General features: G+C 42.4%; 28 protein-coding genes. 2 read left to right on the top strand and 26 right to left on the bottom strand.

The annotated features are described in order from the left end of the window. Window positions 1-98: 98 nt before the first annotated feature. The 22 genes from tadA to ACE01T_RS01110 form a co-directional block, all read right to left on the bottom strand. On the bottom strand, window positions 99-620 hold the full coding sequence (gene tadA / locus ACE01T_RS01215; RefSeq protein ID WP_180080322.1) for a tRNA adenosine(34) deaminase TadA: 522 nt from the start codon (window positions 618-620) through the stop codon (window positions 99-101). Between the two features lie 4 nt (window positions 621-624). Then, window positions 625-1,749 (bottom strand): enoyl-CoA hydratase/isomerase family protein, encoded by a 1,125-nt coding sequence (locus ACE01T_RS01210; protein WP_086195472.1) that lies wholly within the window; start codon window positions 1,747-1,749, stop codon window positions 625-627. Next, window positions 1,746-2,459: a uracil-DNA glycosylase gene (gene ung, locus ACE01T_RS01205; RefSeq protein ID WP_180080325.1), complete on the bottom strand. Its 714-nt coding sequence runs from the start codon at window positions 2,457-2,459 to the stop codon at window positions 1,746-1,748. The genes ACE01T_RS01210 and ung overlap by 4 nt, the downstream gene beginning before the upstream one ends. Window positions 2,460-2,507: 48 nt before the next feature. Next, window positions 2,508-3,104, bottom strand: a complete 597-nt coding sequence (locus tag ACE01T_RS01200; protein ID WP_180080328.1) for a 6-pyruvoyl trahydropterin synthase family protein — start codon at window positions 3,102-3,104, stop codon at window positions 2,508-2,510. A gap of 172 nt (window positions 3,105-3,276) precedes the next feature. Then, entirely contained in the window at window positions 3,277-4,224 is a 948-nt protein-coding gene (gspK, locus tag ACE01T_RS01195) for a type II secretion system minor pseudopilin GspK (RefSeq protein WP_180080419.1), read from the bottom strand. A gap of 18 nt (window positions 4,225-4,242) precedes the next feature. Further along, complete coding sequence (gspJ, locus tag ACE01T_RS01190; protein ID WP_180080331.1) at window positions 4,243-4,926, bottom strand: type II secretion system minor pseudopilin GspJ; 684 nt, start codon at window positions 4,924-4,926, stop codon at window positions 4,243-4,245. Then, window positions 4,923-5,318 (bottom strand): type II secretion system minor pseudopilin GspI, encoded by a 396-nt coding sequence (gene gspI / locus ACE01T_RS01185; RefSeq protein WP_300043586.1) that lies wholly within the window; start codon window positions 5,316-5,318, stop codon window positions 4,923-4,925. Before gspI ends, gspJ begins: the two co-directional genes overlap by 4 nt. Window positions 5,319-5,445: 127 nt before the next feature. Continuing rightward, the gene (locus tag ACE01T_RS01180) at window positions 5,446-6,006 is read right to left on the bottom strand and encodes a type II secretion system protein (protein WP_086195476.1); all 561 of its coding nucleotides are present in this window, start codon (window positions 6,004-6,006) and stop codon (window positions 5,446-5,448) included. 9 nt (window positions 6,007-6,015) lie between these two features. Then, window positions 6,016-6,630 carry a TetR/AcrR family transcriptional regulator gene (locus tag ACE01T_RS01175; RefSeq protein WP_086195477.1) on the bottom strand — a complete coding sequence of 205 codons (615 nt, stop codon included), beginning with the start codon at window positions 6,628-6,630 and terminating at the stop codon, window positions 6,016-6,018. A 45-nt stretch (window positions 6,631-6,675) separates the two neighbouring features. Further along, entirely contained in the window at window positions 6,676-7,449 is a 774-nt protein-coding gene (locus ACE01T_RS01170; RefSeq protein ID WP_180080334.1) for a TatD family hydrolase, read from the bottom strand. A 26-nt stretch (window positions 7,450-7,475) separates the two neighbouring features. Further along, entirely contained in the window at window positions 7,476-7,817 is a 342-nt protein-coding gene (locus ACE01T_RS01165) for a PilZ domain-containing protein (protein ID WP_180080337.1), read from the bottom strand. Window positions 7,818-7,838: 21 nt separating this feature from the next. Further along, complete coding sequence (locus ACE01T_RS01160) at window positions 7,839-8,822, bottom strand: DNA polymerase III subunit delta' (protein WP_180080340.1); 984 nt, start codon at window positions 8,820-8,822, stop codon at window positions 7,839-7,841. 13 nt (window positions 8,823-8,835) lie between these two features. Continuing rightward, the gene (kdsB, locus tag ACE01T_RS01155; protein ID WP_180080343.1) at window positions 8,836-9,597 is read right to left on the bottom strand and encodes a 3-deoxy-manno-octulosonate cytidylyltransferase; all 762 of its coding nucleotides are present in this window, start codon (window positions 9,595-9,597) and stop codon (window positions 8,836-8,838) included. 12 nt (window positions 9,598-9,609) lie between these two features. Then, the gene (gene lpxK, locus ACE01T_RS01150; protein WP_180080345.1) at window positions 9,610-10,617 is read right to left on the bottom strand and encodes a tetraacyldisaccharide 4'-kinase; all 1,008 of its coding nucleotides are present in this window, start codon (window positions 10,615-10,617) and stop codon (window positions 9,610-9,612) included. A 3-nt stretch (window positions 10,618-10,620) separates the two neighbouring features. Continuing rightward, complete coding sequence (gene msbA / locus ACE01T_RS01145; protein WP_180080347.1) at window positions 10,621-12,348, bottom strand: lipid A export permease/ATP-binding protein MsbA; 1,728 nt, start codon at window positions 12,346-12,348, stop codon at window positions 10,621-10,623. After that, window positions 12,345-12,770, bottom strand: a complete 426-nt coding sequence (locus ACE01T_RS01140; RefSeq protein ID WP_092818364.1) for an ExbD/TolR family protein — start codon at window positions 12,768-12,770, stop codon at window positions 12,345-12,347. Before ACE01T_RS01140 ends, msbA begins: the two co-directional genes overlap by 4 nt. Before the next feature lie 11 nt (window positions 12,771-12,781). Then, window positions 12,782-13,420: a MotA/TolQ/ExbB proton channel family protein gene (locus ACE01T_RS01135; protein WP_180080352.1), complete on the bottom strand. Its 639-nt coding sequence runs from the start codon at window positions 13,418-13,420 to the stop codon at window positions 12,782-12,784. A 28-nt stretch (window positions 13,421-13,448) separates the two neighbouring features. Next, window positions 13,449-14,336: a ParB/RepB/Spo0J family partition protein gene (locus ACE01T_RS01130; RefSeq protein ID WP_086195486.1), complete on the bottom strand. Its 888-nt coding sequence runs from the start codon at window positions 14,334-14,336 to the stop codon at window positions 13,449-13,451. Continuing rightward, window positions 14,333-15,115, bottom strand: coding sequence for a ParA family protein (locus ACE01T_RS01125; RefSeq protein ID WP_180080356.1), 783 nt, complete (start codon window positions 15,113-15,115; stop codon window positions 14,333-14,335). The genes ACE01T_RS01130 and ACE01T_RS01125 overlap by 4 nt, the downstream gene beginning before the upstream one ends. Window positions 15,116-15,139: 24 nt before the next feature. Then, window positions 15,140-15,772 (bottom strand): 16S rRNA (guanine(527)-N(7))-methyltransferase RsmG, encoded by a 633-nt coding sequence (rsmG, locus tag ACE01T_RS01120; RefSeq protein ID WP_180080359.1) that lies wholly within the window; start codon window positions 15,770-15,772, stop codon window positions 15,140-15,142. An 84-nt stretch (window positions 15,773-15,856) separates the two neighbouring features. After that, entirely contained in the window at window positions 15,857-16,546 is a 690-nt protein-coding gene (gene murU / locus ACE01T_RS01115) for an N-acetylmuramate alpha-1-phosphate uridylyltransferase MurU (protein WP_180080362.1), read from the bottom strand. Next, a complete protein-coding gene (locus tag ACE01T_RS01110; protein ID WP_395518569.1) occupies window positions 16,546-17,559 on the bottom strand; it encodes an aminoglycoside phosphotransferase family protein in 1,014 nt (337 codons plus the stop codon). Before ACE01T_RS01110 ends, murU begins: the two co-directional genes overlap by 1 nt. A gap of 120 nt (window positions 17,560-17,679) precedes the next feature. Between ACE01T_RS01110 and ACE01T_RS01105 the strand changes: the two genes are divergently transcribed. Both ACE01T_RS01105 and ACE01T_RS01100 read left to right on the top strand, forming a co-directional pair. Further along, window positions 17,680-20,127: an LPS-assembly protein LptD gene (locus ACE01T_RS01105; RefSeq protein WP_180080368.1), complete on the top strand. Its 2,448-nt coding sequence runs from the start codon at window positions 17,680-17,682 to the stop codon at window positions 20,125-20,127. After that, window positions 20,127-21,437 (top strand): peptidylprolyl isomerase, encoded by a 1,311-nt coding sequence (locus ACE01T_RS01100; RefSeq protein ID WP_180176143.1) that lies wholly within the window; start codon window positions 20,127-20,129, stop codon window positions 21,435-21,437. Before ACE01T_RS01105 ends, ACE01T_RS01100 begins: the two co-directional genes overlap by 1 nt. Before the next feature lie 210 nt (window positions 21,438-21,647). Here ACE01T_RS01100 and hfq read toward each other — a convergent pair whose 3' ends face one another. From hfq to tsaE, 4 genes are all read right to left on the bottom strand, one after another. Then, complete coding sequence (gene hfq / locus ACE01T_RS01095; RefSeq protein WP_086195493.1) at window positions 21,648-22,163, bottom strand: RNA chaperone Hfq; 516 nt, start codon at window positions 22,161-22,163, stop codon at window positions 21,648-21,650. A 90-nt stretch (window positions 22,164-22,253) separates the two neighbouring features. Continuing rightward, window positions 22,254-23,198, bottom strand: a complete 945-nt coding sequence (gene miaA, locus ACE01T_RS01090) for a tRNA (adenosine(37)-N6)-dimethylallyltransferase MiaA (RefSeq protein WP_180080374.1) — start codon at window positions 23,196-23,198, stop codon at window positions 22,254-22,256. Between the two features lie 6 nt (window positions 23,199-23,204). Then, window positions 23,205-25,178, bottom strand: coding sequence for a DNA mismatch repair endonuclease MutL (mutL, locus tag ACE01T_RS01085; RefSeq protein WP_180080377.1), 1,974 nt, complete (start codon window positions 25,176-25,178; stop codon window positions 23,205-23,207). Further along, window positions 25,171-25,647, bottom strand: coding sequence for a tRNA (adenosine(37)-N6)-threonylcarbamoyltransferase complex ATPase subunit type 1 TsaE (gene tsaE / locus ACE01T_RS01080; RefSeq protein WP_180080434.1), 477 nt, complete (start codon window positions 25,645-25,647; stop codon window positions 25,171-25,173). Before tsaE ends, mutL begins: the two co-directional genes overlap by 8 nt. Window positions 25,648-25,683: the final 36 nt, after the last annotated feature.

Genomic DNA, 25,683 nt, shown 5'->3' with positions numbered 1-25,683 from the left:
CATTCAGCATTGTACGAGGCATAGCGAGAGTAAAATTGGGTTTGGCGATTTAATTTTACTATCTCGCTATTTTTTTAAGCAACAAATGTCAACAGACCCTAATGATTTTGATTATTTAGAGATTTTTCTTGTAACTTCTGCAATTTTTTTTGCTCACGGCGCATCTTGAAAAAATTGCTGAGCTGCTGGGAACACTGTTCTTGCATACACCCTGCCTCATACTCGAAAACATGATTGTAGTAACCGGTTTCAAATAATCGACGCACGCTAATTAAGGAACCTGCTTTCGGTTCAGTGGCACCAAACACGACCTTGGAGACCCGTGCATGAATCAAAGCCCCAACACACATGGTACACGGCTCTAAAGTCACATAAAGTACCGCGTCTTCAGGTAATCGGTAGTTATTCAGATTTGTACAGGCTTGGCGTAAAGCCTGAACCTCAGCATGAGCCGTGGGATCATTTAAAGAAATAGGTGCATTATGTCCTGCACCAATAATCTGATTTTGACTGACGATGACTGCACCCACAGGAATCTCCTGTTTTGAAGCGGCAATAGCAGCCTGCTCATACGCAAATTGCATCCAGTATTCATCAGTCAATTGTGTAGCATCAGTCATCTGCTTAACTGATGATACCGTAATGCTTCAACAGATCATTCCAGCTTTGAATATTGGTCACAGGCGGACAGTCAGACAAGATGGTTTTTAAAGAGAAATCACTGCCTTTTATCCATTCCGGAGACAGGTCTTTATCAACCAGACGCGCCCGTACACCTTCGACGAAATCAGGGTGACGAATCTTCCAGTTGGAGATTTGCGTTTCAAGCTCAAAAACTTCATTCCAAGAATGAACACGCTTGCCCCACTGCCATAATAACCAGGTTAATGCTGCTGTAGTAGGCGAACCTTTTTGCAGATTTTCACTCGCTTGACGAAGCCAATCACTGCGTGCATCACTCAGCCCAATAATAGATTCATAGTCATGTTCAAAGTTCACCCCACGGCAAACGCTATGAATGACATCCAGTGAATTTTGTAAAGGTCCGGGACCTACCGGACGGTGCATACTGTTTAAAGTATCATCAATGGCACGAAAATCTCCTGCCGGATAATGCCCCCAATCAATATTCAGCACTTTGTCCAGCACATTATCACGCTGTGCATCACAAATATGGGTTGCCCAGCCAATCCCATATGCACCGGCAGAGGTCATAATGGAACCAGTTAAACCAGTAAACAGACCAATCGCGCCTCGATCGGCCAAGAAGCGTGTCGCACCGACATCCGGATACAGGCCGATATTAATTTCAGGCATTGCCAAACGCGAATAAGGCGTCACCAGGCGGAATGGTGCAGCCATAAACAGGCCCAGACCACCACCCATTACATAACCTTCACCCCAAACCAGTACTGGCTTGGCATAGTTATGCAGCAATAAATCTAGCGCATATTCTTGTTCAAAGAATTTGTTTGCGGTTGCAACTTCATCATTAATGACCAACTGACGAAGTTTACGGACATCACCACCAGCACAGAAAGCCTTCGGGGTGGTCGAATCCAGCCAGATCGCTTTTACCGCATCATCATGGTGAAAATCTTGGAACACTTCTAAGAGTGCAGTAACGATAGATTCATCCAGGGCATGTAGAGATTTCGGCCGGTTCAGGCGAACAATGCGCCAGCCGTTGATTGCTTCCTCTACAATCAGATCAGGATGATAACTTTTTAGTTCAGGAGATTGTGTCATGCGTCCAGCTGCCAATTGATCGGCTTAATGCCATTTTGTTTCAGATAATTATTTGCTTTTGAAAATACTTTACAACCAAAAAAACCACCACGATTTGCTGACAAAGGCGAAGGATGTGCAGCTTTCAATACTAGGTGTTTATTTTGATCGATACGTTGTCCTTTACGTTGTGCATAGGCTCCCCAAAGGATAAACACGATATGTTCACACTGCTCATTTAAAGCATCAATCACATGATCAGTAAAATCCTCCCATCCACGTTTCTGGTGTGATGTCGGTTGTCCTGCTTCAACAGTCAATACCGCATTGAGCAATAACACACCTTGTTCAGCCCAACGGGTTAAATCGCCATGCTTGGGAACAGGAATACCCAGATCAGTATTTAATTCATGGAAAATATTACGTAAAGATGGCGGTAATGCAACCCCTCTTTGTACTGAAAAACTTAATCCATGTGCCTGATTGGGCCCATGATAAGGATCCTGACCCAGAATAACGACTTTAACACGGTTGAAAGGTGTTGTATTTAAGGCATTAAAAATGAGTGAATTAGGGGGATATATAATTTTATCGGCATGTTTTTCAGTCAGCAAGAACTGTTTTAGATCATCCATTTTGGCACTGAGCAAAAAATCGCTCAATGCATTTTTCCAACTTGCATCTAACTGGATTTTATCGAGTTTAGCTTGCTGTTGTTCCGTTAAAGACATACTTGCTTCCTATTTTTTTTTGACCAGCCCAAACTTTTTTCATTTTCTTCAAATTTGTACTTGAAGATCGACCGCTGGATTCTGGAATTTAATGCCTTGTTGTAATTTTTCATACATTCCAGGATCTGCCCATTCCGCTTGGACCTGTTCAGAAAATACAATCTGGTCAAGACTGAGCACGCCCATTTGTTCATTTTCAATATCTTCAATAAAGCTTTGCGCATAACCGGTATCGGTTTCATGCACAATCACCGAATAAACCTCTACGTCGCCTTCCCCATTTTGGGTAATGGTCGATACAAGCACCTGTTGTGCCAGATAGAAGAAAATGCGTGAGAACTGTTCTGCAGAAGGTGAAACAGGTAAAGATACCCAGCGGGCACTAAATTTTTTGCAAGCGGCAATATATTCAGCATCATCATATTGCCAGAAGCAGATCGCATGATCAAAACTGTCAAAAATATCTTTGATTACGCCTTTTAATAATCCGAAATCATAGACCATTTGACCATGATCAAGCTTGGACGCTTTAAGCAACAATTCAACTTTATAGCTATGACCATGAATCGAACGCTTACAGCGATCCGATGTGCAGTTTCGCACAATATGAGCATTTTCAAACTTAAATAACTTACGAATTAACATGTGCCGTGATGCAATCAAAAATCTGTGAATTAAATTTGATTATAAAGCAAAAGTGAAAGTTATAAAGCAAAAGTGAAATTCTGAACATTAATTTTACTGTTCAATAGCATTGGAGAAACACATGCAGTTGAATGGATGTGTTTCTCATTTTTCATCATATCTCGGGATCTGATTAGAATGGAGCCATGCTGCGAGATGCGATATACACCGACTTATCTTTTCGTACCAGATCACTACTGAACTGGCGTTTACGTCCGCCGAGCTGCACTTCAATTTTGGCTTTAAAATACGCAGATTTTACATCTAGCAAATTGCTTGTCTCACTTCTCACATCGGCACCAACCTGACTAAACGGCTCAATACCCCATAACTCATTCACACTGGAAAAATGCTCCAACTTGGCCTGGCGCTGTTGTAAAACCTGCTGCACCGCCTTGATATCCAGCTTGGGATCAAGACTGGCCAACAGCATCGCCGGAGCTGTATTAATGTTTATCTTGCTATCCATGGTTGGAACAGCACTGACATAATCAGCAATTTGCTGATATTTTTTTCCCTCAAAGCCACGTACCAGTTTCAGTTCTTCCACATTATGGAATTTACTGTTTGCCGGTAAATAACCTTGTGCCAATCCCTGATAATAACTGGCTTCTGCACCCATCGAGCCAATGGTTTCATTATCGGCATCTTGCCAGTCAATCACTGCCTCAGTTAACTTTTCAGGTAATCCCACACGTAGCAGCAGTTTTTCAAACCATGCTTTTGCCTGAGGATTGGGCGTACCATCCATATTCACCAAGCTGTTTAAATTAAATTTGCCTGATTGATCCTCTAAAGTGCCCGCAATAAAACCGTCCTCTACAGGAAAAGCCGGCATCGGTTTGGCCCAGTTTTCCTGTAAATGATCAATAGCACCAGCATTTTCAGCATCATCGACCAAAAGCTCTGAAAAAAAGGCTTCAGCACTTTTGGCATATAGCAAGGATTGATTTTGGCGCATTAAATATGCCGTATTTTCAGCTGTATTGGCCTGTCTTTTGGCAATGGTCGCAGCCAGGATGGTGGCTAATGCCACCATGACCAAAATCGTAATTAAGGCAACACCCTGTTGCGACTTTATGTTCAATTGGACCAAACCTTATAATGTAGAGTTATTTGTATTGCTATTTGCATTGTTATTTGAAGTGCCAGTTTGCTGTTTTAAATAATCGGTATTTAATAAACTAAAAATCCACTCATAGGACACATCTTTGACGGTCAGTTTAATTTTAATGCCCTTCGGCAAGATCTGTTTTTGTGTAACATCGTTTAAATCTACCTGACCCTCTGGCCATGCATTGAGTTCATTCGGATTCAACACCACAATTTCAAACTGGTCAACATCATTTAACAGTACACTGGATTCAGGCTGATCCCGCCCTGTACTGTTTAAATTACGGTATTTCAGTCGGTACAGTTTCTTTTCATCGGCACGATATTGATATTCCACACGCTCGTCCGGAGAAATACCTTGCTGTAAAGGATCAGTGACCCCAGTTTTACTAAAATTAAATCGACCATTTTGCAAAACCAAAGCTGGCTGAATATCGCCATTGATATTAGCATTCAGTGGCACAACCTGAACGGTGTCACGCAGAATCTGCTGGTAGGCTTCCTGCAGCTGACCCAAATTGATCTCATGTTCAGCATTACGGTCTTTGACTTTAATTAAATAATCAAAGACTTTCCAGCCCAATGCGGAAAGCACACTAAAGATGGCAATTGCCACCAAAAGTTCAACCAAAGTGAAACCTTTTTTATTTTTCGTAGTCTGCTTTTTCATGCTTTGGCCTTCGGGTTGAAGAAAACCAAATGCGTCACTCCTGATTCAACCTTGCCACTTTCCACATTAAACAAACTGACCTGTACTTCTATGCGTTGTACATTTGGACTAATGGTTGATTGTGCAGATTTGTCAATTTGCCAGGTTTCACCTTGCTGGGTGACCTGTTTGGATTGGGTTCCCTGCAACCATTCCTGATTGATTTCCATCACGGCGACTTCATTCAAGGCCACGAATTGCGCCTTGGTTCTTAAAATGGCATTGGATGTTGCCTGGGTGTATTGCATCGCCACTTTGGTAAAAGCAATTGCAGCAGTGGCAAAAATCGCCAAAGCAACCATGACTTCCAGTAGCGTAAAACCTGAGCAGCGATGAGTGAAACGCTGTTTCACCGCTGCGCAAGACAAAGAGCTATGCTCGGCATGCACATGATTAAGTCGAGTAACACTCGACCTGAACGGTGTCGCCTCGCAAGAAAGTCCGAAAGCTTTATTTGGAGAGCCGTGATGCCTAGAGTATCTAGCTTGCATTGATTTTACCCAGATGATCAATCTCGATTTCTTCGCCAATCGGACGCTGTTCAAAATAAAATTGAATTCGTACCGGCTTGGTCTCACCATTGCCCAGCCACAACAGCTGCGGTGCATTCGAATTCAATAAATCCTCATTATTGGCATTTTCATAAGCATGATCGAGTGAAGTGATGCTAAAAGAAACATGCTCAGGTAAAGCCCTTTGAGCAAATTCCGCATATGGTTGCCATTTTTTGTTTTCTTCAACAATTTGCGGGGCTACGGTTTGAATGGAAGGAATGATGTATTCAACCACCCCGTAACGGAATGGTGATACATCTGTCGCGCTGTGCACATCCAGGGCGAAAATGCGCGCCTGATCATTGGCTTCACGGTTAATCCTGCGTAAATCCATAATAAACACTTCCCGTGCCTGCATCGCTTTACGCTGGTCTACCCCGTTAATATTGGTCAAAATTAAAGAAGCCATGATTGCCATAATCACAATGACCACCATCAACTCGATTAAGGTAAAACCACGAACTGATAATGGTCGGATTGGCTTCATGGCATACCTTTAAGCAAACTGTTCCGCAGAACTGACCTGTTTTGGCATTGCCAGTGCCTGATCAATATAGGCTACGCGCAATGTGTCACGTGAACCCAAATAACGCTGGTAAAAACTGGAATTTAGAATAGCCGCAGCACCATGAGTTAGGGCCCAAATGGAGGCCAGATAATCGCGTGTCGACATGCTGCTTTGAATACTTTCCAGATAGCTTTCAGTCATACGGATAATAATCCGTAAACGCTGTTTTCTCACTTGATACAGTTCACTAAATAGTAGATTGATCCCAATACCGGTCGTAGACAAACGTTCTTCAATTTGATGGAAGAGTACCGTGCGCTCAGGATGATGTAAATGATGCAACATAAAGAATGCCAGATGCTCGGGAAAAGCCTTCTCTGCATCCTTAATCATCTCGAGTAACATGTTCTCATTACGAATAATCAGAAGCATGTACAGTTCATCTTTACTCTGGAAATGCTTATATAGAGTTCCCTTCGCCAAATCGAGTTCTGCTGCCAACGCATCCAGTGTCATCCCTGATTCGCCATTTTCTAACAGCAACTGCTCTGCAACCTGAAAAATTAACGCTTCTCTTGCTCGAAACTGAGCCTGACGATCCATCTTCACTCTGTAATTCTCTTCTGCGCTTATATCAATTTAATTTATTTACTTTAAATTAAGGAGGTTTTCAAAGTTCTGCATTGTAATGAAAGCAATTTCCTCAACAGACTTATCATATACATCACTTAAGGCTTTGGCTACATAAGGCACGTATTTTGGTTCATTAGATTTTCCTCTATATGGCATCGGTGCCAGATAAGGACTATCGGTTTCAATCAGCACCCGATCTAGTGGAACCTGCTTGGCCACATCACGTAAATCCTGCGCATTTTTAAAAGAGACAATGCCGGAAAATGACACATAATAACCACAATCCAGCACAGCTTTCGCGGTTTCCCAGTCTTCAGTAAAACAGTGCAAAATACCATGCGTGGATTTTTCAGCCCGAATGATATCGACTGTATCGTGTTTCGCTGCACGGGTATGCACCACCACCGGTTTTTTTACTGCCTGTGAGGCATAAATATGGCGGGCAAAACATTCTTTTTGTTCAGCAATAAAATCGGTGCTATGAAAATAATCCAGGCCGGTTTCACCAATCGCCCAGACCTTTTCAGGCTTTGCCAGTTCAATCAGATAATCTGTAGTGGCACGTTCCATGACCGCAGGGTCTTCACAGGGATGAACACCGACACTGTAGCCCACATCAGCATGGCGTGAGGCAATTTTAGCCAGCTCGATATGGTCATCCAGATCAACAGAGATCGTCATGAATTTGGATACCCCTGCTTCACGCGCCTGAGCTAATGCCAAGTCCAGATTGCCATCATAAGGTGTTAGATCCAGCATGGTTAAATGGCAGTGAGTATCTACAAACACAGTGATTTCCTAAATCTTTTAAATATCTACATAGTGTAACTAGTTCGACCTTCAGACTTAAGACCTGTAAGCAACTTTTCAGCTTCTGATTTGTAATAAACGCCTTTTTCTCCGGTCAATTGCATGCCAAAACCTTGTAATTTGATGCCATTTTGTTTCTGAGAGACCCAGATGACCTTGCCTGTTAAAGGAATTTTTTGTGATTGTTCGGGTAAGGTTGCCAGCACAAACACTTCTTCACCAAGCTTAACCGGCTGTTTGGTCGGAATAAATAATCCTCCACCGACAACATACGGCATATAACTAGCATACAGAGTTTCTCTATCCGGGATATTGGCATGAATAATACCGCCCATACGTGGTTGCATTTTTATTCCCCTTAAAAATATTTAAATGTTCATTAGTTTTATACACAATTGATCAAGCACTAAATTGCTTTGTACATTTTGCTCAATATATTGTTTAGCTTGCTGCAAATCAGAATAAACCGCAAATAAAAATTCCAAGGTATATTGTTCGGATAATACACTCAAATCAAGATCGGAATTTTTAACTTGCTGACTGAGCTTGACACAAATTAAATCTGACAACAAGTATTCAAACATTTGCGCAAAGTCACTAAAATTTAAGACTTTATTCCACTTGGTTGCGACAGCCATCGGCATATTTTTTTGCGTGACCAGTTTTTGCCAGTCCGTTAAAAATTCTTGTCGCTTATTTAACCACTCCGTTTCAGCTAGCTGCATGGCCTGTAATGGCATCTGATTAGATAAATTCATCAACAGTTGTTTTTGCATTTGATCTAAATTGGGTAAATGCTCGGTTAAATACGCATCTGCTTGCGAAGAAGAAATACGGTCCAGCGCAAAATGCTGCAAGCGGCTACGAATCGTGGCTGGAAGTTTTAAGTAATGATCAGCCAGTAAAATAATCACTACCCGATCACCCGGCTCTTCCAAGGTTTTGAGTAATGCATTGGCAGAGGCGATATTTAAAGCTTCTGCCGGTTCAATCACAATCACACGCCAGCCATCTACAGTTTGCTGCACAAAGGGCAATAAATCACGGATTTTTTCAATCCTGATTTTGGCATTCTGCTTTTTATTGTCTTCATCTGTGCTGATATGAACATAGTTGGGATGGGTATCAGACTTTAACCACAAACAACTGCCACATTCACCACAAGGAGCATTATTTTCATGACGATTGGCACATAGCACCCAAGCCAAAAAATATTGTGCAAAAGCTTCCTTGCCACAGCCTTTTTTACCATAAAAAAGTAGGCCATGCCCCAGTTTGGGAAAGCGTCCGGTCAAAGTCTCCCAAACCGTTTGCTGCCATGGGTAGACTTGTGCCGCAACATTATTTTGCATGGAGGAGTCCACCTTATTCGAAGCAAGAAACATCCATCTGATTTAAACGGTCCAAATCTGCCTGTGTATCGACACCCGGTGGCAAGTTGGCTTCTGCAATGGCAATGGCAATACGGTGACCATTTTCCAGTACACGTAATTGTTCCAGACTTTCCAGTTTTTCCAGCGCACCCATATCCCAGGACACATATTCTTGCAGCAAATTCACACGGTAGGCGTACAAGCCTAAATGACGATATGCCTGCTGATGTAATTGCTGAATTTCTTGTTTGGCACCATCACGATCATAAGGAATCGTGGCACGGCTAAAATACAAAGCCTGGTTATATTTGGACATTACCACTTTTACAATACTGTCGCGCTGAAACTCTTCCAGACTATGAATCGGCTCACAGAGTGTCGACATGGAAGATTCTGGTTGCGATTCCAATAATTGCGCCACCTGCTGCACCAATTGAGCCGGAAGCAGAGGTTCATCACCTTGTACATTGACAATAATGTCTTCGCTGTCCCAGCCTTTAATGCGGGCAACTTCACTTAAACGGTCGGTGCCAGAAGGATGATCTGCACTTGTAATGACAACATCCACGCCTTCTGCACGGCAAACTTCTGCAATACGCTCATCGTCGGTTGCAACACATAAATCATCAAAACCAGCCACTTTTTTTGCCTGGTCGACCACTCGTAGAATCATGGGACGACCATGAATTTCCAATAGCGGCTTGCCCGGCAAACGGGAACTTGCAAAACGTGCTGGAATAACAATATGTTTCATAAACAATGAACCTTAAGAGATTGGAATGCCAAGTTGCTGTAACTGTTGATGCAAGACATCGTAGCATTGCGGTGAAAGCACTGCTTCAACAGGAACCACCCAGATTTCCCGTTTAAAATTTGGATTTTGCTTTAATAGGGGCAGCAGTTTTACCGCATCTTTTTCCGTGGTAATAATAGGATTGTTATCTTCAAACTGCAGATCCGTAATTTCATAATCATAGTGGTCAGGAAATTCATGGCACTGAAACTGGTGAATCCCCATGGAATCCAGGGTGCTGTAAAAACGTTGCGGAAAACCAATACCCACGACAGCATAAAAATTATCCGCCGGATTAAAAGATCTTTCATCTTCCGCATCATTCAGCAAATAAGGCGCAGCGACTTCTAAATGCATATTCAGTTCGGAATTGGGCTGACTGGCATGCTCAATGACCGTCGCTGTTGTTAAGCGGCTTGGCGGTTCGCGCAAATATCCTTCAGGCAATAACTTTTGATTACCCAAACCACGATTCTGATCCAGCACAATCCACTCAATCTGGCGTGCCAAAGCCCAGTGCTGCAAACCGTCATCACTGATAATTAAATCCAGCTCATGTTTAGACAACAGATATTCAATACTACGCTGACGGTTTGAACCTACCACCATGGGCACACCAGTTGACTGCACAATCAGGCAGGGTTCATCTCCCACAATCTCGGGGAGCGATTCCAAATCCACATAGGCTGGAAATGGTCCTTTTCCACCGTAACCGCGACTGATGACACCGACACGGACATTTTGGCTTTGTAGATAATTAACCAACTGAATCAGCAGCGGCGTTTTACCGCTGCCACCAACGGTAATATTACCAATCACCATTACCGGAACTGGAGATTGATAGCTGGCCTTAACGCCACATTGGTACAGTTTTTTATTCAGTAAAAACCCACCACGATAAATCCATGACAAAGGTCTAAGCACAATCAACCACTTGGCCTGTCTATTCCAAGCATCTTGAATAAATTGTGCGAATGACATAAATCAGTGTTCCTCGAAATTACGCTGATGCAATTGATAGTAAGCTCCATGTTGGGCAATCAATTCTGCATGCGTACCTTGTTCGACAATTTTACCGTGATCCATCACCACAATGCGATCCGCATTTTCAATGGTGGATAAACGATGGGCAATCACAATGGTTGTCCGGTCTTGCATGGCTGCATCAAATGCCTTCTGGATAAAATACTCTGATTCATTATCCAGTGCACTGGTGGCTTCATCCAGAATCAGGATCGGTGCATTTTTCAAAATGGCACGTGCAATGGCGATACGCTGGCGCTGTCCACCCGAAAGGTTCAAGCCTTGTGCACCCAGTTGCGTGTCATACCCTTGTGGCAAGCTCATGATAAAGTCATGGGCATAGGCAGCTTTTGCGGCCGCAATGATGTCTGCATCGGTCGCATTTTCAAGCTGGCCGTAGGCAATATTTTCACGTACAGTGCGGTTAAACAATACCACCTGCTGGTTCACCATGGCAATTTGGGTACGTAGGGCATTGATGTCTATATCTTGAATATTCTGCTGGTCCAGATAAATATGGCCAGAACTCAATTCCTGAAAACGTACCAGCAAATTGACCAGAGAACTTTTTCCCGCACCTGAACGACCGACCAATGCAATGGTTTCTCCAGCCTTGACATTCAGGTTGAAATCCTGAATCGCATGATGACCGTCTGGATAAATTAAATTAGCCTGCTGAAATTGAATATTGCCTTTCAGCATTGGCGTAGCCGTACCGGTATTTTGCTCTTCCGGCAAATCCAGCAACTCAAAAACGGAATGTGCTGCAGCCATGCCACGTTGTAATTTTTCATTGACATCGGTTAAAGCTTTAATTGGCTTACTCAACATCCCTGCTGCAGTAATATACGCGACAAATTCACCCGCGCTGGTATCGCGTAAAATTTCTGGCCGCAATGCAATCCAGATAATAATTGCCATGGCAATGGACATAATGAACTGCACAACCGGGCTATTCAGTTGCTGCACCACCACCATTTTCAAACCGCGTCTTAAGTTTTCCAGCGAGTTTTCACGAAAACGCGTTTGTTCATATTCCTGCCCGCCAAAACCCTTAACAATTAAATTCCCATTCACCGTTTCCTGTACCACATGGTTAACATCCCCCATAGTGTCCTGAACTTGCAGGGATAATTTACGCATGCGTTTTGAGGCTTGACGAACCAGAAATCCCATCAGTGGAGCAAAAATCAGAATAATAAAAGTAAGTCGCCAATTACTATATAGCAGATACCCTAACAATCCGAGGGTAATCAGACCTTGCTGGACAAGGGTTTTTAGAGATTCAGATGAAGCAGCCGTTAATTGCTCCACGTTATACATGATTTTAGCGGTAATATGTCCGCTGGTATTATCCAGATAATATTGCGATGGAAGTTTAAGTAATTTTCCAAAAACTTCCTGTCGGATATTAAACACCAGATTACGTGAGATGACTGCGGTATAATAGCCTCCAATAAAGGAACCTAAACCGCGAAAAAACATCAATAAAATAACCAGAAAAGGAAATATAGAAGTAAAGTTCTGGTCTCTGTGCTGGATGGCGGTGATGATTTTTTCCAGTAATTTCGCAATGGAAACCTCAGTCGCTGCACTAATTGCAAAACCGATAAAAACCAGTATTGCCACACCCCAAAAAGGTTTCAGATATCCTAAAAGACGCAGATAGACCTTAAAATCTTGCTTCACTCATAACCCCTAGACGGAACTTTGGTACTAATATTGACGTTCACAAAACCTAACTGTCCTGCTACATCCATCACACGAATGACATCCTGATGCGTTGCCTTGGCATCCGCAGCAATAACAAACATTAAATCACGCCGATCATTGGAAATCTGTTTAATTGCGGTACTTAAGTCGACCACTTCCTTACTGGCAATCGATTGTCCATTAATAGAATAGTGTCCAGAAGCATCTACCACCACTTCAATTTTATGATCATACTGCTTGGGAGGCACCCCTTGCGCATCCGGCAAGGTTAAATTCATGCGGCTAAACTGGTTGAATGTGGTGGATAGCAGTAGAAAAACCAGGATAAACAGCAAACAGTCAATCATGGGTGTCAGGTTAATGTGAATATCTTCAACTTGTGTACGTTTGAATTTCATGTTTCACCACCTTAACCTGCTTTTCTAATATCTTGTTCTTCATCTGTAGAATTTTGATAGAAAAGCGCTGCATGAAATAAGGTCGATTGCTGTTCAAGTTCTGCAATATATTCTTGTACCAAACGCTGAAAATAGCGATAGGCAAACAGTGCCGGAATGGCAATAAACATCCCGGCTGCCGTTGTGATCAACGCTTTTGAAATACCCGGAATCATTAGAGTAGGATTGCTATTGGTGCCTAAATCAATCACCAAGAAGGATTCGATAATACCCAGTACGGTACCCAACAAACCCAATAGTGGTGCTACCGCACTTAAGGTTCCCAAGAAGTTGATGTTTTTTTCCAGATAACCAATTTCTTGAGAAGCAGTGGTTTCCATTTGTGCACGGGCAAATTGTTCATTTTGATTTTTACTTTGATAACCCGCCATAAAAATGCGCCCCAAAGTACTGCTTTGTAAGGCTTGATCCTGCTTTAACTGCTGCATGACCATATCAATATTTTGCACCTGATTTAACAGCAATACCTTAGGCAAGATCATTGTTCTTTTTAACCGAATAAAGCGCTCAATCGTGATTGCTACAGTAAAAATTGAACATAAAACAAGGGGAAGCATGAGCCACCCACCCGCCTTAACTAATTCCCACATATGTTTTCCCCAATAAAAATTTTAAAAATTATTCTGCAAAGCAGATATTTAATATCCCATCCAATTCATCAAGTGAATGGTATTGAATGACAAGCTTCCCCTTGCCTTGTTTATTATGATCAATTTTCACATCTGCGCTGAAACGCTCTGCCAGACGCTGTGTCAGTTGCTGAATATCGGGTGCAATTTCAGCTTTCGGTTTTTCTTGTTTTGGCGTATTCAAGTCGCGCACCAGTTGTTCGGTTTGGCGTACAGATAAACTTTTCTCAATCACATGCTCTGCAACCTTAAGCTGATCTTTAGCCTTTAAAGTCAGAATAGCACGCGCATGCCCCATATCCAGCAAACCTTGCTGCATGAAGTCTTTTACCGATTCAGCCAGTGTCAGTAAACGCAACAAGTTACTGACTGTAGTACGCGCCTTACCGACAGTATCAGCAATTTCCTGATGACTTAAACCGAATTCTTCATGAAAACGCTGGAGTGCCATCGCCTGATCGATCGGGTTTAAATCCTGACGTTGAATGTTTTCAATCAATGCCAAGGCAATGGCAACCTGATCATTCAAATCACGAACAATTGCAGGAACTTCTGTCAAACCCGCCAGTTGTGCTGCACGCCAGCGACGCTCACCGGCAATAATTTCATAGGGATGCTTTTCATCATCAATTGGACGAATCACAATCGGCTGCATCACCCCATGCTTTTCAATCGATGCTGCCAGTTCCTGAAGATCTTGCTCATGAATAAAACGTCGCGGTTGATATTCACCGCGCTTGAGTAAATGGACATTAATCTGTTTCAGCTGACCATGATCTAACGCTTGAGCTTCCATTTGTAATTTTTCTTTCTGGATTGAGCCAAGCAAGGCATCCAGACCACGACCTTTTGCTAATCCGCGTTTTTTTGTGGTCATGCGTTACTTCCTTTTTTTACTTTACTTTTCTTTAACATTTCAGCTGCCAGATTCAGGTAAGCAACTGCACCCTTGGAGCTTTTTTCAAAATAGATAATCGGCAAACCATGTGCAGGAGCTTCAGCTAAACGTACATTACGCGGAATCACCGTATCGTAGAGTTTTTTACCAAAATACTGCTCCAGCTCTTCTGAAACATCACGGGTTAAAGCATTACGTGCATCGTACATAGTGCGCAAAACGCCCACGATTTGCAGATCCGGATTTAGGGCTTGCTGAATACGGTCAATGGTTTGGGTTAAATCCGCCAAACCTTCCAGAGCATAGTATTCACATTGCATCGGAATCATTACACCGTGTACGGCAGCCAAGGCATTCACCGTAATCAGACTTAAGCTGGGCGCACAGTCAACAATAATATAATCAAAAGAAGACTCTATTTCTTGCAATGCTTCACGCAAAATATATTCGCGGCCATCCTGTTCGGCAATCGCCAGTTCTACACCCGCCAAATCGCGGTTAGCCCCGAGAACTTTATAACCGACTTCTGATTTGGTAATTGCAGTCTCAATCGGAACTTCACCCAACAACACATCAGTAACCGAATATAGAAGATCGTTTTTCTGGATCCCGGACCCCATCGTGGCATTGCCTTGTGAATCCATATCCACAAGTAAAACGCGCTTTTTCAAAACAGCTAACGATGCTGCCAAATTTACTGCGGTTGTGGTTTTACCTACGCCACCTTTTTGGTTCGCAATCGCAATAATTTGTGCCATGGTGACCCCAATCCTTCGAAAAAATTAAATATGTTTCAATAAAAGCAAGTGACGTTGTTCGTCTAAACGCGGAACTTTCAGTTCAATAATCTCAAAACTGAATTCATTTTTTAAAGCCTCTACTTCATCCGCAGGGATTAATCCTTTCATCGATGCAATAATACTGTGCGCATGCATAAAAGGTTTAGAAGCGGCAACAAAATCAGTTAAAGAGGCAAATGCTCGACTGGTAATGACATCAAACTGACCCAGCTCCTGAATGCTTTCCTCATTTTCGACACGCGTCTGTACGGCAACCACATTTTTTAGTTTTAAATCGGCAATAAACTGTTTCAGGAAACGGATTTTTTTACCGTTCGAGTCTAGCAACACACACTGACGCTCAGGCTGACATAATGCAATGATCATGCCTGGCATACCTCCACCGGTTCCGATATCCAGCAAACGACCTTGAGGCAAATCTTTCAAAATACTCAAGCTATCCAGCAGATGCTTGACCAGCATTTCTTTCGGATCACGAATCGCGGTCAAGTTATATGCTTTATTCCACAGTACCAAAGCATCCTGGTATTTGAGTAATAAATTTAAAGCCTCATCGCTAAGCTCCAAACCCAAAGCTTGACTACCCTGCTTAAGTTCTTTGAAAAACTGGTGCATATACAAATAACGTCTCGAAAAGTTAATGGAAGTATACCGATTTATACAACAAGTCACAGTAGCTTGTGCTTAGTGAATATGCACTTAATCGTACAAGCCTTGCTTAATTTGTTGATCCAGTACATTTAATCGCTCGGGAGTGCCAACATCTACCCAGACACCCTGCATTTTGGATGCAGTAATTTGCTGTTCAAGCATCGCTTGCTTTAATAAAGGTGCCAGTGGTCGTTTACCATTTTCCAGGCCTGCAAACATCGCAGGATGAATCACCGCAACGCCACTATAAGTCAGTGCTTCACCTTGCTGTGCCTGATCAAAAGTATAAGCCCGGCCATGAGCAAGGATAAAGTCACCGTTGGGATGTTGAGCCGGATTATCGACAAAAACCAGATGAGCAAGGTCATCCTGCAATTTCACATCAAATAAGGTCGCAAAATCCATGGTGGTCCAGACATCACCATTGACCAGAATAAAAGGTTCTTCGCCCAAAAGCGGTAAGGCATTAATAATCCCCCCCGCAGTTTCTAGTCCTTCACCTTCATGTGACCACAAGATATTGACGCCAAACTCTGACCCATCACCCAAAGCTGAGGCCAGTTTTTCGCCCAACCAGGCCGTATTGATGACAATTTCAGTGACGCCAATACTTTGCAGTTTTTCAATATGCCAAACGATCAGGGGCTTTCCACCCACTTCCAGCAAGGGTTTTGGCGTATGCAGGGTCAGTGGACGCATACGGTTACCCAGCCCTGCCGCTAAAATCATGGCTTTCATTATGCAGCAACCTCATAACCACCGTATTTTGCTTCAAATTTCGGCATAACCCTGGCTTCAATAAACTGCATAAACGGCTGTAATTCTGTATAAGGCTTACTTTCTTCAAGTAAATACCACATCACACGAGGTAGGTCTTTTAAATAGCCAGACTTGCCATCACGTTCGAACAGACGCACAAAGATACCCAAAATTTTGATATGACGCTGAATCGCCATCATGTCGGCATCTTTTTTAAACTGCTCAAAATCACGGTCCTGTTTTGCCGATTCAGGCAACAGATCATAGAAGGTTTTAAACCATGTATAAACACGGTCAGCATTCCATTGCACATAGGCATCACGGGTAATTGAAATCAAATCGTAAGTATCTGCACCAATTACAGCATCCTGAAAGTCAATCACACCCAGATCGGTTTCGCCTGCAATTTTCATTAAATTACGGTTATGGAAGTCGCGATGTACAATGACTTGCGGTTGCGCCAAAGCCGCGTTGGCTAAAATAGCAAAGGTTCGTTTAATTAAGGCACTTTCTTCTGCTGTTGGCTGAATCTGCAATGACGGCAACATCCAGTCGGTCAACAGTTCCATTTCAGAAATCAGTTTTTCATAAGAATAATTTGGAAAATGATTTGTCCCATCAATGGCTTGTAATTGAATCAGCTGTTTAAAACTTTGCGCATAATAAGCATCTACAGTTTGCTCATTCAGCAAAGTCGAAAGTAAGACATCACCAAAATCTTCGAGTAGCAAGAAGCCCAATTCCAGGTCTTTGGCAACAATATGCGGCACACGCACACCATTATGATCAAAAAATTCATCGATCGTCACAAAAGGCCCACAATCTTCTTTTTCTGGTGGTGCATCCATGAGCATAAATGTTTTATTATTCAATTTGATTCGTGCATAACGACGGAAGCTTGCATCGCCTGCCAAAAAATGCGTCTCAAATTGATCTGAACCAAGTACAGATGTAATCCATGTTTGTATCAATTGTTCACGTTGTGTATTCATTTGCGATAAATTCTAATACAGGCTGAGTTTTTAAAGTGCTAAGTGTAGCCACTTATCAACTTTTTCTCTATGATGCGAGAATAATTAATTGCGATTAAGCATACTTGGTTAATGATACAAATGAAGCATCAGTTTAAATTTAATCCTTTAGCGACTGCTATTTTAACCCTTTTATGTGGCAGCTCGATCTCAAGCTATGCTGAATCTACAATTCCAGCTTCGACTGTCGACAACCAAAAAATGAAAGACAGTATTCAGGAGTCGTATCCTGGACAACAATTTTTTGAACAATACTATGTAGACAAATCAGCACCTGAAGCTCAACAACGTCAAGGACAGTATTTGAGCTCTGCTTATTGCAAAGGCGCCTGGATTACACCAATCAGTCCGGAGACCAAAGCTGCAGATCCAGACAATGCCACATCTACAGTGACTGCAGATTATGGTCATTTTGACCCGAATGGCGACTCTGTTCTTGAAGGCAATGTATTAATTGACCAGCAAGGCCGCCAAATTCGTGCAGATAAAATTACCATCGACCAGACCCAAACCTACGCCAATGCACAAGGTCGCGTGCAAATGGCACAAGCCGGCTTACTGGCACAAAGTGACCAGATCAATTACAACTTAAAGACCCAGCAAGGCGATTTAAATAACAGCTTTTATATTTCTGAAGAGCAGCATGCACATGGCCGTGCAGAAAAAATTGCCCGCACTTCAGAAAATGTGGTGGTGATGAATAACGCTACCTACAGCACCTGTCCACCCGATGAAAAACCAGGCTGGAAAATTCAGGCTGATAAAATTACCTTAAATAAAGAAACCGGACGCGGTGAAACGCGCGGCACCAAACTTTATGTCAAAGAAGTACCGGTGCTTGCAGTACCTTATTTCAACTTCCCGATTGATGACCGTCGCACTACCGGTATTTTGACCCCAGGTTTTGGATTTACCAACGATGGTGGCGTAGAACTTACAGTTCCTGTTTATTTAAACTTGGCACCTAATTACGATGCAACCCTTACACCGCGCTATATCGGTAATCGCGGCGCAATGCTTGAAGGCGAATTCCGCTATTTAACGGAAAATTACGGCACTGGCAGAGTATCGGGCGGCTACTTGGCTGCAGATAACGAATACAATGACCAAGACCGTAAAGGCTTGCAATTCTTACATAACTGGCAAATCAACAACCAGTTTTCTACCAATATTGAATATAACTATGTTTCAGATAAAGACTATTTCTCTGATTTAAATAACAATCCCAACTCAAAAACAGAATTAAACTTGCGCCGTGCCTGGCAGCTCAATTACGGTAATGGAATTCCAGGATTATCTGCGCAACTCAAAGTTGAAGATTTCCAAACGCTCGATAATACCGTTTCATCTGTAGACCGCCCTTATGCACGTCTACCACAATTTTTATTGAATTATAAAACTGGCAATCCCTTAGGTTTGCAATATGAATTCAATAATGACACCGCTTACTTTAAAAAAGATATTACTGATTTCAATAGCCCAAACAACGAACCAAGCGGTACCCGTATTTACAATGATTTTGCAGTGCGTTACAACTATCGTACTCCTTGGTCATTTATGATTCCTGAGATTTCACTGCGCAATATAAATACCGTATATGATCAAAATACGATTGCTGCTCAGAATATTAGCTCATCAGATGAAACAAAGACCGTCACCGTCCCCCAATTCACTTTAGATACCGGTTTAACCTTTGAAAAAGAAGGTAAATATCTGCAAACACTTACTCCTCGCGCTTTTTATGCCTATGCACCGTATAAAAACCAGGATGGACATCCAAACTTTGACTCGGCTCCTGCCTCCATCAATTATGATCAGTTATTCAGTCCACGTCGTTTCTATGGACATGACCGTTTAGAAGACAATAATTTTCTGTCTTTAGGACTAAGTTATAGTCTGTTTGATGAAGTAGGTTTAGAACGCTTAAAAACCAGCGTGGGTCAAAGCTTCTTTTTTGAAGATCGCCGGGTAACGCTAGAAAATAAAGCTGATCAGTTTGATACTGAACGTCGTACCGGCCCTATTTTAAGTGTCTCTAGCCAACTGTCACAAAATTTCACCGTTGGTGCAAATTCTGCATGGATGTCGAATGGTGATAATGCACAGCGTGATCTGCAATTGTATTACACAGGTAATCAGGGAAATCTTTATAATCTGGGTTATTTCTACCGCAAAGACATTCCGAACCGTCAAGACCAGTATGATCAGGTTGTCGCATCATTCATTCAACCTGTAGCAAATAACTGGCGTATTTTAGGTCATGCACAATATGATATGGACAATAATGTCGCTCGTGAGTATTTACTCGGTGTAAATTATGAGTCCTGTTGCTGGGGCATTTCGGTATATGGCCGCTCTTACTATAATGACCTGGACAACGTGAACGATGATGGTGTTTCACCCAAACGTGCCATTATGGCGGAAATTAGCCTCAAAGGCTTAGGCGGCTTCAACAACAAGCTTTCATCTTTACTAGAAAACCGTATTTTAGGTTTCAATAATATTAATCAATCTTGGACACAACGTTAATGAAGACAATACAGTTAAAACATTTTTTTAAAGCGACTGCGCTTGCTTTAGCCTTATCTTCATCAATGACTACATTTGCTCAATCCTCAGATGAAGTGGTTGCAGTGGTAGATAACAGTGTCATTTTAAAAAGTGATTTAGAACAAGGTATCGCAGAACTCAAACATCAATTAGAAACACAAAAAAAACAGCTGCCACCAGAACAATATTTACAGCAACAGGCACTTGACCAGCTCATTATTCGTCAAGCACAACTTGAACAGGTTAAACGCTACAATATTAAGCCGAATGAAAGAGAACTGAATGAAGCTGTGCTTAAGGTTGCAGGTCAATCTGGAAGCAAAAGTTTAGAAGCCTTCCAGCAAAAGCTTGATGGTATTGCACCGGGGACTTACGAATCCTTGCGCAATCGCATTGCAGAAGATTTAGCAATTAATCGCCTGCGTCAACAAGTGGTGATGTCCCGTATTAAAATTAGCGATCAGGATGTAGAAAACTTCTTAAAGACGCCACAAGGTCAAGCCGCTTTAGGGAACCAAGCGCATGTTATTCATATCCGTGTATCTGGTGATGACCAAGCAGCCTTAGAAAAAACTGCAAAACTTGTCAAAGCTGAACTGAATAACAGCAATGATGTTAAAGCGATTGACCAAAAGTTCACTACCAAGACAGTTAAAGTGGAGGGTGCAGATATGGGCTTTAGAAGCCTGTCTGATATCCCGGCTGAACTGGCAGCCCGTGTAAGTACGTTGCAAGAAGGTCAGACTACAGACCTGATTCCAGTGCGAGACGGTATTCATGTGTTAAAATTGATTGAACGTAAAGGTGGTGCGCAAAAAGCGATCGTATCGCAATACCAGACACGTCACATTCTCATTCAGCCTTCGGAAGTAGTAAGTCCTGAAAATGCCAAACAACAAATTGACAGTATCCATAACCGCTTAAAAGCGGGTGAAGATTTTGCCGTATTGGCATCAACTTTTTCCAATGATCCAGGTTCTGCACGTGATGGCGGCAGCTTAGGTTGGGTGAACCCGGGCGTTATGGTACCTGAATTTGAGGTGCAAATGAAAAACACGGCTGTCGGTCAGATCAGTGCACCCTTCCAGACTCAATTTGGCTGGCACATTCTTCAGGTTACAGATATGCGCCAACAAGATATGACGCGTGAATATCAACAACGCATGGCACGTCAAATTCTGGGTGAACGTCAATTCGATGCTGAACTGGATAGCTGGTTACGTGAAATTCGTAGTAATGCCTTTGTAGAAGTCAAAGACCCAAATCTAGACCGTAAAAAAAATAAATAAGCCTCAATTGATTTGAGCCCAAAAACCAGTTGTTTAAGCAACTGGTTTTTTATTACCCACAAGAAAACTGATTAAGGTTTATTGATATTTCATATATAAATTTATGCCCAAATTGAGCAAGCATAGATGAATTGTCTACAGTCTTTAGTCCATTCATTTGCTTCAAAATAAAAAAGCCTCTCATAAAGAGAGGCTTTTAAGAATTAACAATTAACGATTATTTTCATCGTCTTGAGAATCTTCAAATTTTGTTTCGCCTTCAAAACCTGGGTTTGCTTGACCACCGAAGCCGCCTTGACCACCGAAACCACCTTGGCTACCGAAGCCACCTTGACCACCGAAACCACCTTGGCTACCGAAGCCACCTTGACCACCGAAACCACCTTGATTACCACCGAAGCCACCTTGACCACCGAAGCCACCTTGACCACCGAAGCCACCTTGACCACCGAAGCCACCTTGAGGCTGACCACCACCAAAACCGCCAGCACCTTGAGCACCAGCAGGAGCACCAGCAGGACGTGGATTACGTGCAGGAACAACTGTAGAAATCGCATGTTTGTAAACCATTTGGCTTACAGTATTTTTTAACAAAACTACATATTGGTCAAATGATTCAATATGACCTTGTAATTTAATACCATTCACAAGGAAGATAGAAACAGGAATACGTTCCTTACGGAGAGAATTTAAGAACGGATCTTGTAAAGTTTGACCTTTAGACATGTTATAACTCCAAAAAATTAAAAATCAGCGCAAAAAACTATCTTTATTTCTCAATAAAAATTATAAAAAAGATAGTTATTAAATTTTGCTTTATCCGTAACACTTTCGCAAGTCTTCTTGGGCCTGCTTGACCGTCAAATATGTTTTAAAATTATGCGATTCTTGCAAAGATCTTAACCAAGTATATTGACGTTTTGCCAGTTGTCGTGTTGCAAATAAAGACTTATCCTCCATTTCCTGTCGTTTTTTGATACTTAGATCACTTTTTTGTATAAATTCTAGAGCTTGACGATAACCAACTGAGCGCATGGATGGCAAATTATCATTTAAATCGTATTTTTCAATCAGCCCTTCCACTTCATGTAAAAATCCGATATCCCACATGATTTTTAACCGTTGTTCGATACGCTTGTGTAATTCTACACGATCAGGTAATAAGGCATGATTATGAAATGTGTAGCGATATGGTATATTTTTGGGTTGTTCAGCTTGTAGTTTTGTAATTGGCTGTCCAGTCAGCTTAAATACCTCCAAAGCACGAATGATGCGCTGTTTATCACTGACCTTAAATTTCTGCCCCGCCAGAGCATCAACCTCACATAATTCCTGATAAACCGACTCCCAGCCTTCACGCTCCGCTTTAGCCTCAATTTCTGCACGTACTGCATAATCGGCACTGGGCAAATTACTTGACAATCCCTCTAATAAAGCCTTGAAATACAGCATGGTACCACCCACCAGAATAGGTGTTTTACCACGTGCATGGATATCATCAATTAAGCTACAGCCATCCTCTACAAACTGGGCGGCCGAATACACTTCTAATGGAGTGATAATATCGATTAGATGATGCGGATAACGTGCCTGCTCTTCTTTCGTTGGCTTCGCGGTACCAATGTCCATATCTCGATAAACCAGCGCAGAATCAACAGAGATCAGCTCAAAATGACCCTGCTCATAAAGTTCACATGCCAAAGCGGTTTTACCACTTGCAGTTGGTCCCATTAAATTGATGACCGGCAATTGATTCGACATGTACAACTACTCTCCTCGAGCAAAAAGTTTATCTAATTGTGAAAGTGGAAATGCACGCCAGGTTGGACGTCCATGGTTACACTGACTGGCAAATTCGGTTTGTTCCATCTGGCGCAGCAAGGCATTCATTTCCGAAAGACTTAAAATACGATGCGCACGTACAGCACCATGACAGGCCATACCTGCTAAAATTTGGTCACGCTTTTGCAACAATCCCTGTGCTTCATCATTGGGATCGAGATCATTGAGCAATTCAGGAACCAAAGCAGCAAAATCTGCCTTGTGCAAAATGGCAGGAACTCCGCGCACAATCACCTGCTCATCGCCATATTGATCTATTTCCAAGCCCAAACGTGCCAACTGTTCTTTTAAATCATCCACCCGCATGGCTTGCATACGGCTAATACTAATTACTTTAGGAATCAGCAATTGTTGTGATGTCCAGAATTCAGGCTTATCCCATGCGGCTTTCATTTGCTGCAACACAATGCGTTCATGTGCGGCATGCATATCGACAATAATCAGGCCTTCAGAGTTTTGTGCCAGAATATAAATGCCATGTAACTGTGCAATTGCAATCCCGAGTGGATGCTCATCTACATAGGTCGATTGCAGCTTTTCAATATTATCACTATTACTTAGGCTATTTATTTGAGAAGAAGCAGTATCAATTTCTTCTCTTAACGGTGCCAGATAGCTTTTCAGGGCATTATTCAGCTGTTGTGAACCCACATAGCTATTTGCAGCCGGAGATGAAGCATAATGTACCGTTTGCGGACTGCTGGCATTAAAATCACTGAGCAAATCGGTGGAAATTTGCGCTTCCGGTTGTGGCGTATACGCATCTACCGCTTTATGCAGTTGAAATTGTTCCTGATAACGTGGTTGCGGCTGCAGCGCAGCAATCTGGTCTGCTTCATCCCTTTTCATGGCCGAAGCCAGTTCTGCTGTGGCCGTTTGAAATTCAGACAATTTTTCTTTAGCAAAATGACGTACAAACTCATGTACTTCACGCTGGTTTAAAAAACGGATTTCATGTTTGGTTGGATGCACATTGACATCAATATTTTCAGGATCAACTTCTAAAAACAGCAAATACGCCGGATGTTGATGACCGTGCAAAATACCATCATAGGCCATACGCAAGGCATGTGAGATCGTTTTGTCTTTGACAATCCGACCATTCACATACACATATTGCAAATCGGCTTGAGCACGCGCATCTGAGGGATGCCCTAACCAGCCAGACAAGCGCATATTGATACTGTCAGCATCAATCCAGTACGCATTTTCGGTAAATTGTCGGCCCAAGAGCTGCTGCACACGCTGAAAACGCAGCTCACCGCTATCTGCAACCGGTAAATTGAGACGAATAGTGTTGTTATGCTCCAATACAAAACGGATATCGAAATGGGTCAATGCCAGACGGCGCACGATTTCTTCAATATGACCAAATTCCGTCGCCTGTTTTTTTAAGAATTTTCGACGTGCGGGCACATTAAAAAATAAATCCTGCACCCGAATATGGGTGCCTTTTTGTGCTGCAACCGCCTGAATTTCCTGATGATCAAAAGCTGTGCCATTCACTTCCACCTGATAACCGATACCTTCATCATTTTGACTGCTAATCAGGGTCAGGCGTGACACCGCAGCAATCGATGCCAAAGCTTCACCACGAAAACCCAAGCTAACAATGGCCTGTAAATCCTCTGCTGTCTGGATTTTACTGGTGGCATGCCGCATGACGGCCAAAGCCAAATCGTCAGGATGAACCCCATGACCATTGTCAATGATTTCAATCAGGGTACTGCCGCCTTGCTCAACCCGAATAATAAGCTCCGTCGCACCTGCATCAATTGAATTTTCTAATAATTCTTTGACCACCGATGCTGGACGTTCAATCACCTCACCTGCTGCAATCTGGTTCGCCAGTGCAGGATTAAGGGTATGAATACGACGTTCGCTTAAATTATCACGCATTGTTAAAATGGCTCTCTAATGCTTGGTTTAATGCTGCAGACGAGAAACTTAAACTAGCAGTACGCATCAGTTCATCTTCAGACTTTTCAATATTGATAATCAGGTCAGGCTGTGGAATTTCATCGCCACCTTTGGATGGCCATTCAAATAAAAATAGCGCATTCAGCGTTTCCAAATAGTCACGAATGCCCATCAGTTCCAGTTCATAAGGGTCATTTAAACGGTATAAATCGAAATGGAAGATGTCTTTTCCATGAATATTATACGGTTCCACCAAGGTATAAGTGGGGCTTTTTACCGCCCCTTGATGGCCTAAGCTTTGCAAAAAATAGCGTGTCAGTGTGGTTTTACCCGCGCCTAAATCACCAATTAAATAAATTACACCCGTTGTAAAATGCTGCGCCAAAACCTGTGCTAAATTTTGGGTATCGTCTTCATTGTTTAAAGCCAAATTAAATGAATACTGCATATTACTCACGACAAGATTCAAAAGAACAATTATGAT

The sequence above is a fragment of the Acinetobacter uliginosus genome (assembly GCF_044130295.1).
In the GTDB taxonomy this organism is placed as follows: domain Bacteria; phylum Pseudomonadota; class Gammaproteobacteria; order Pseudomonadales; family Moraxellaceae; genus Acinetobacter.
The sequence above is the reverse complement of the archived record's forward strand: the minus strand, read 5'-3'. Positions and strand labels throughout refer to the sequence as shown.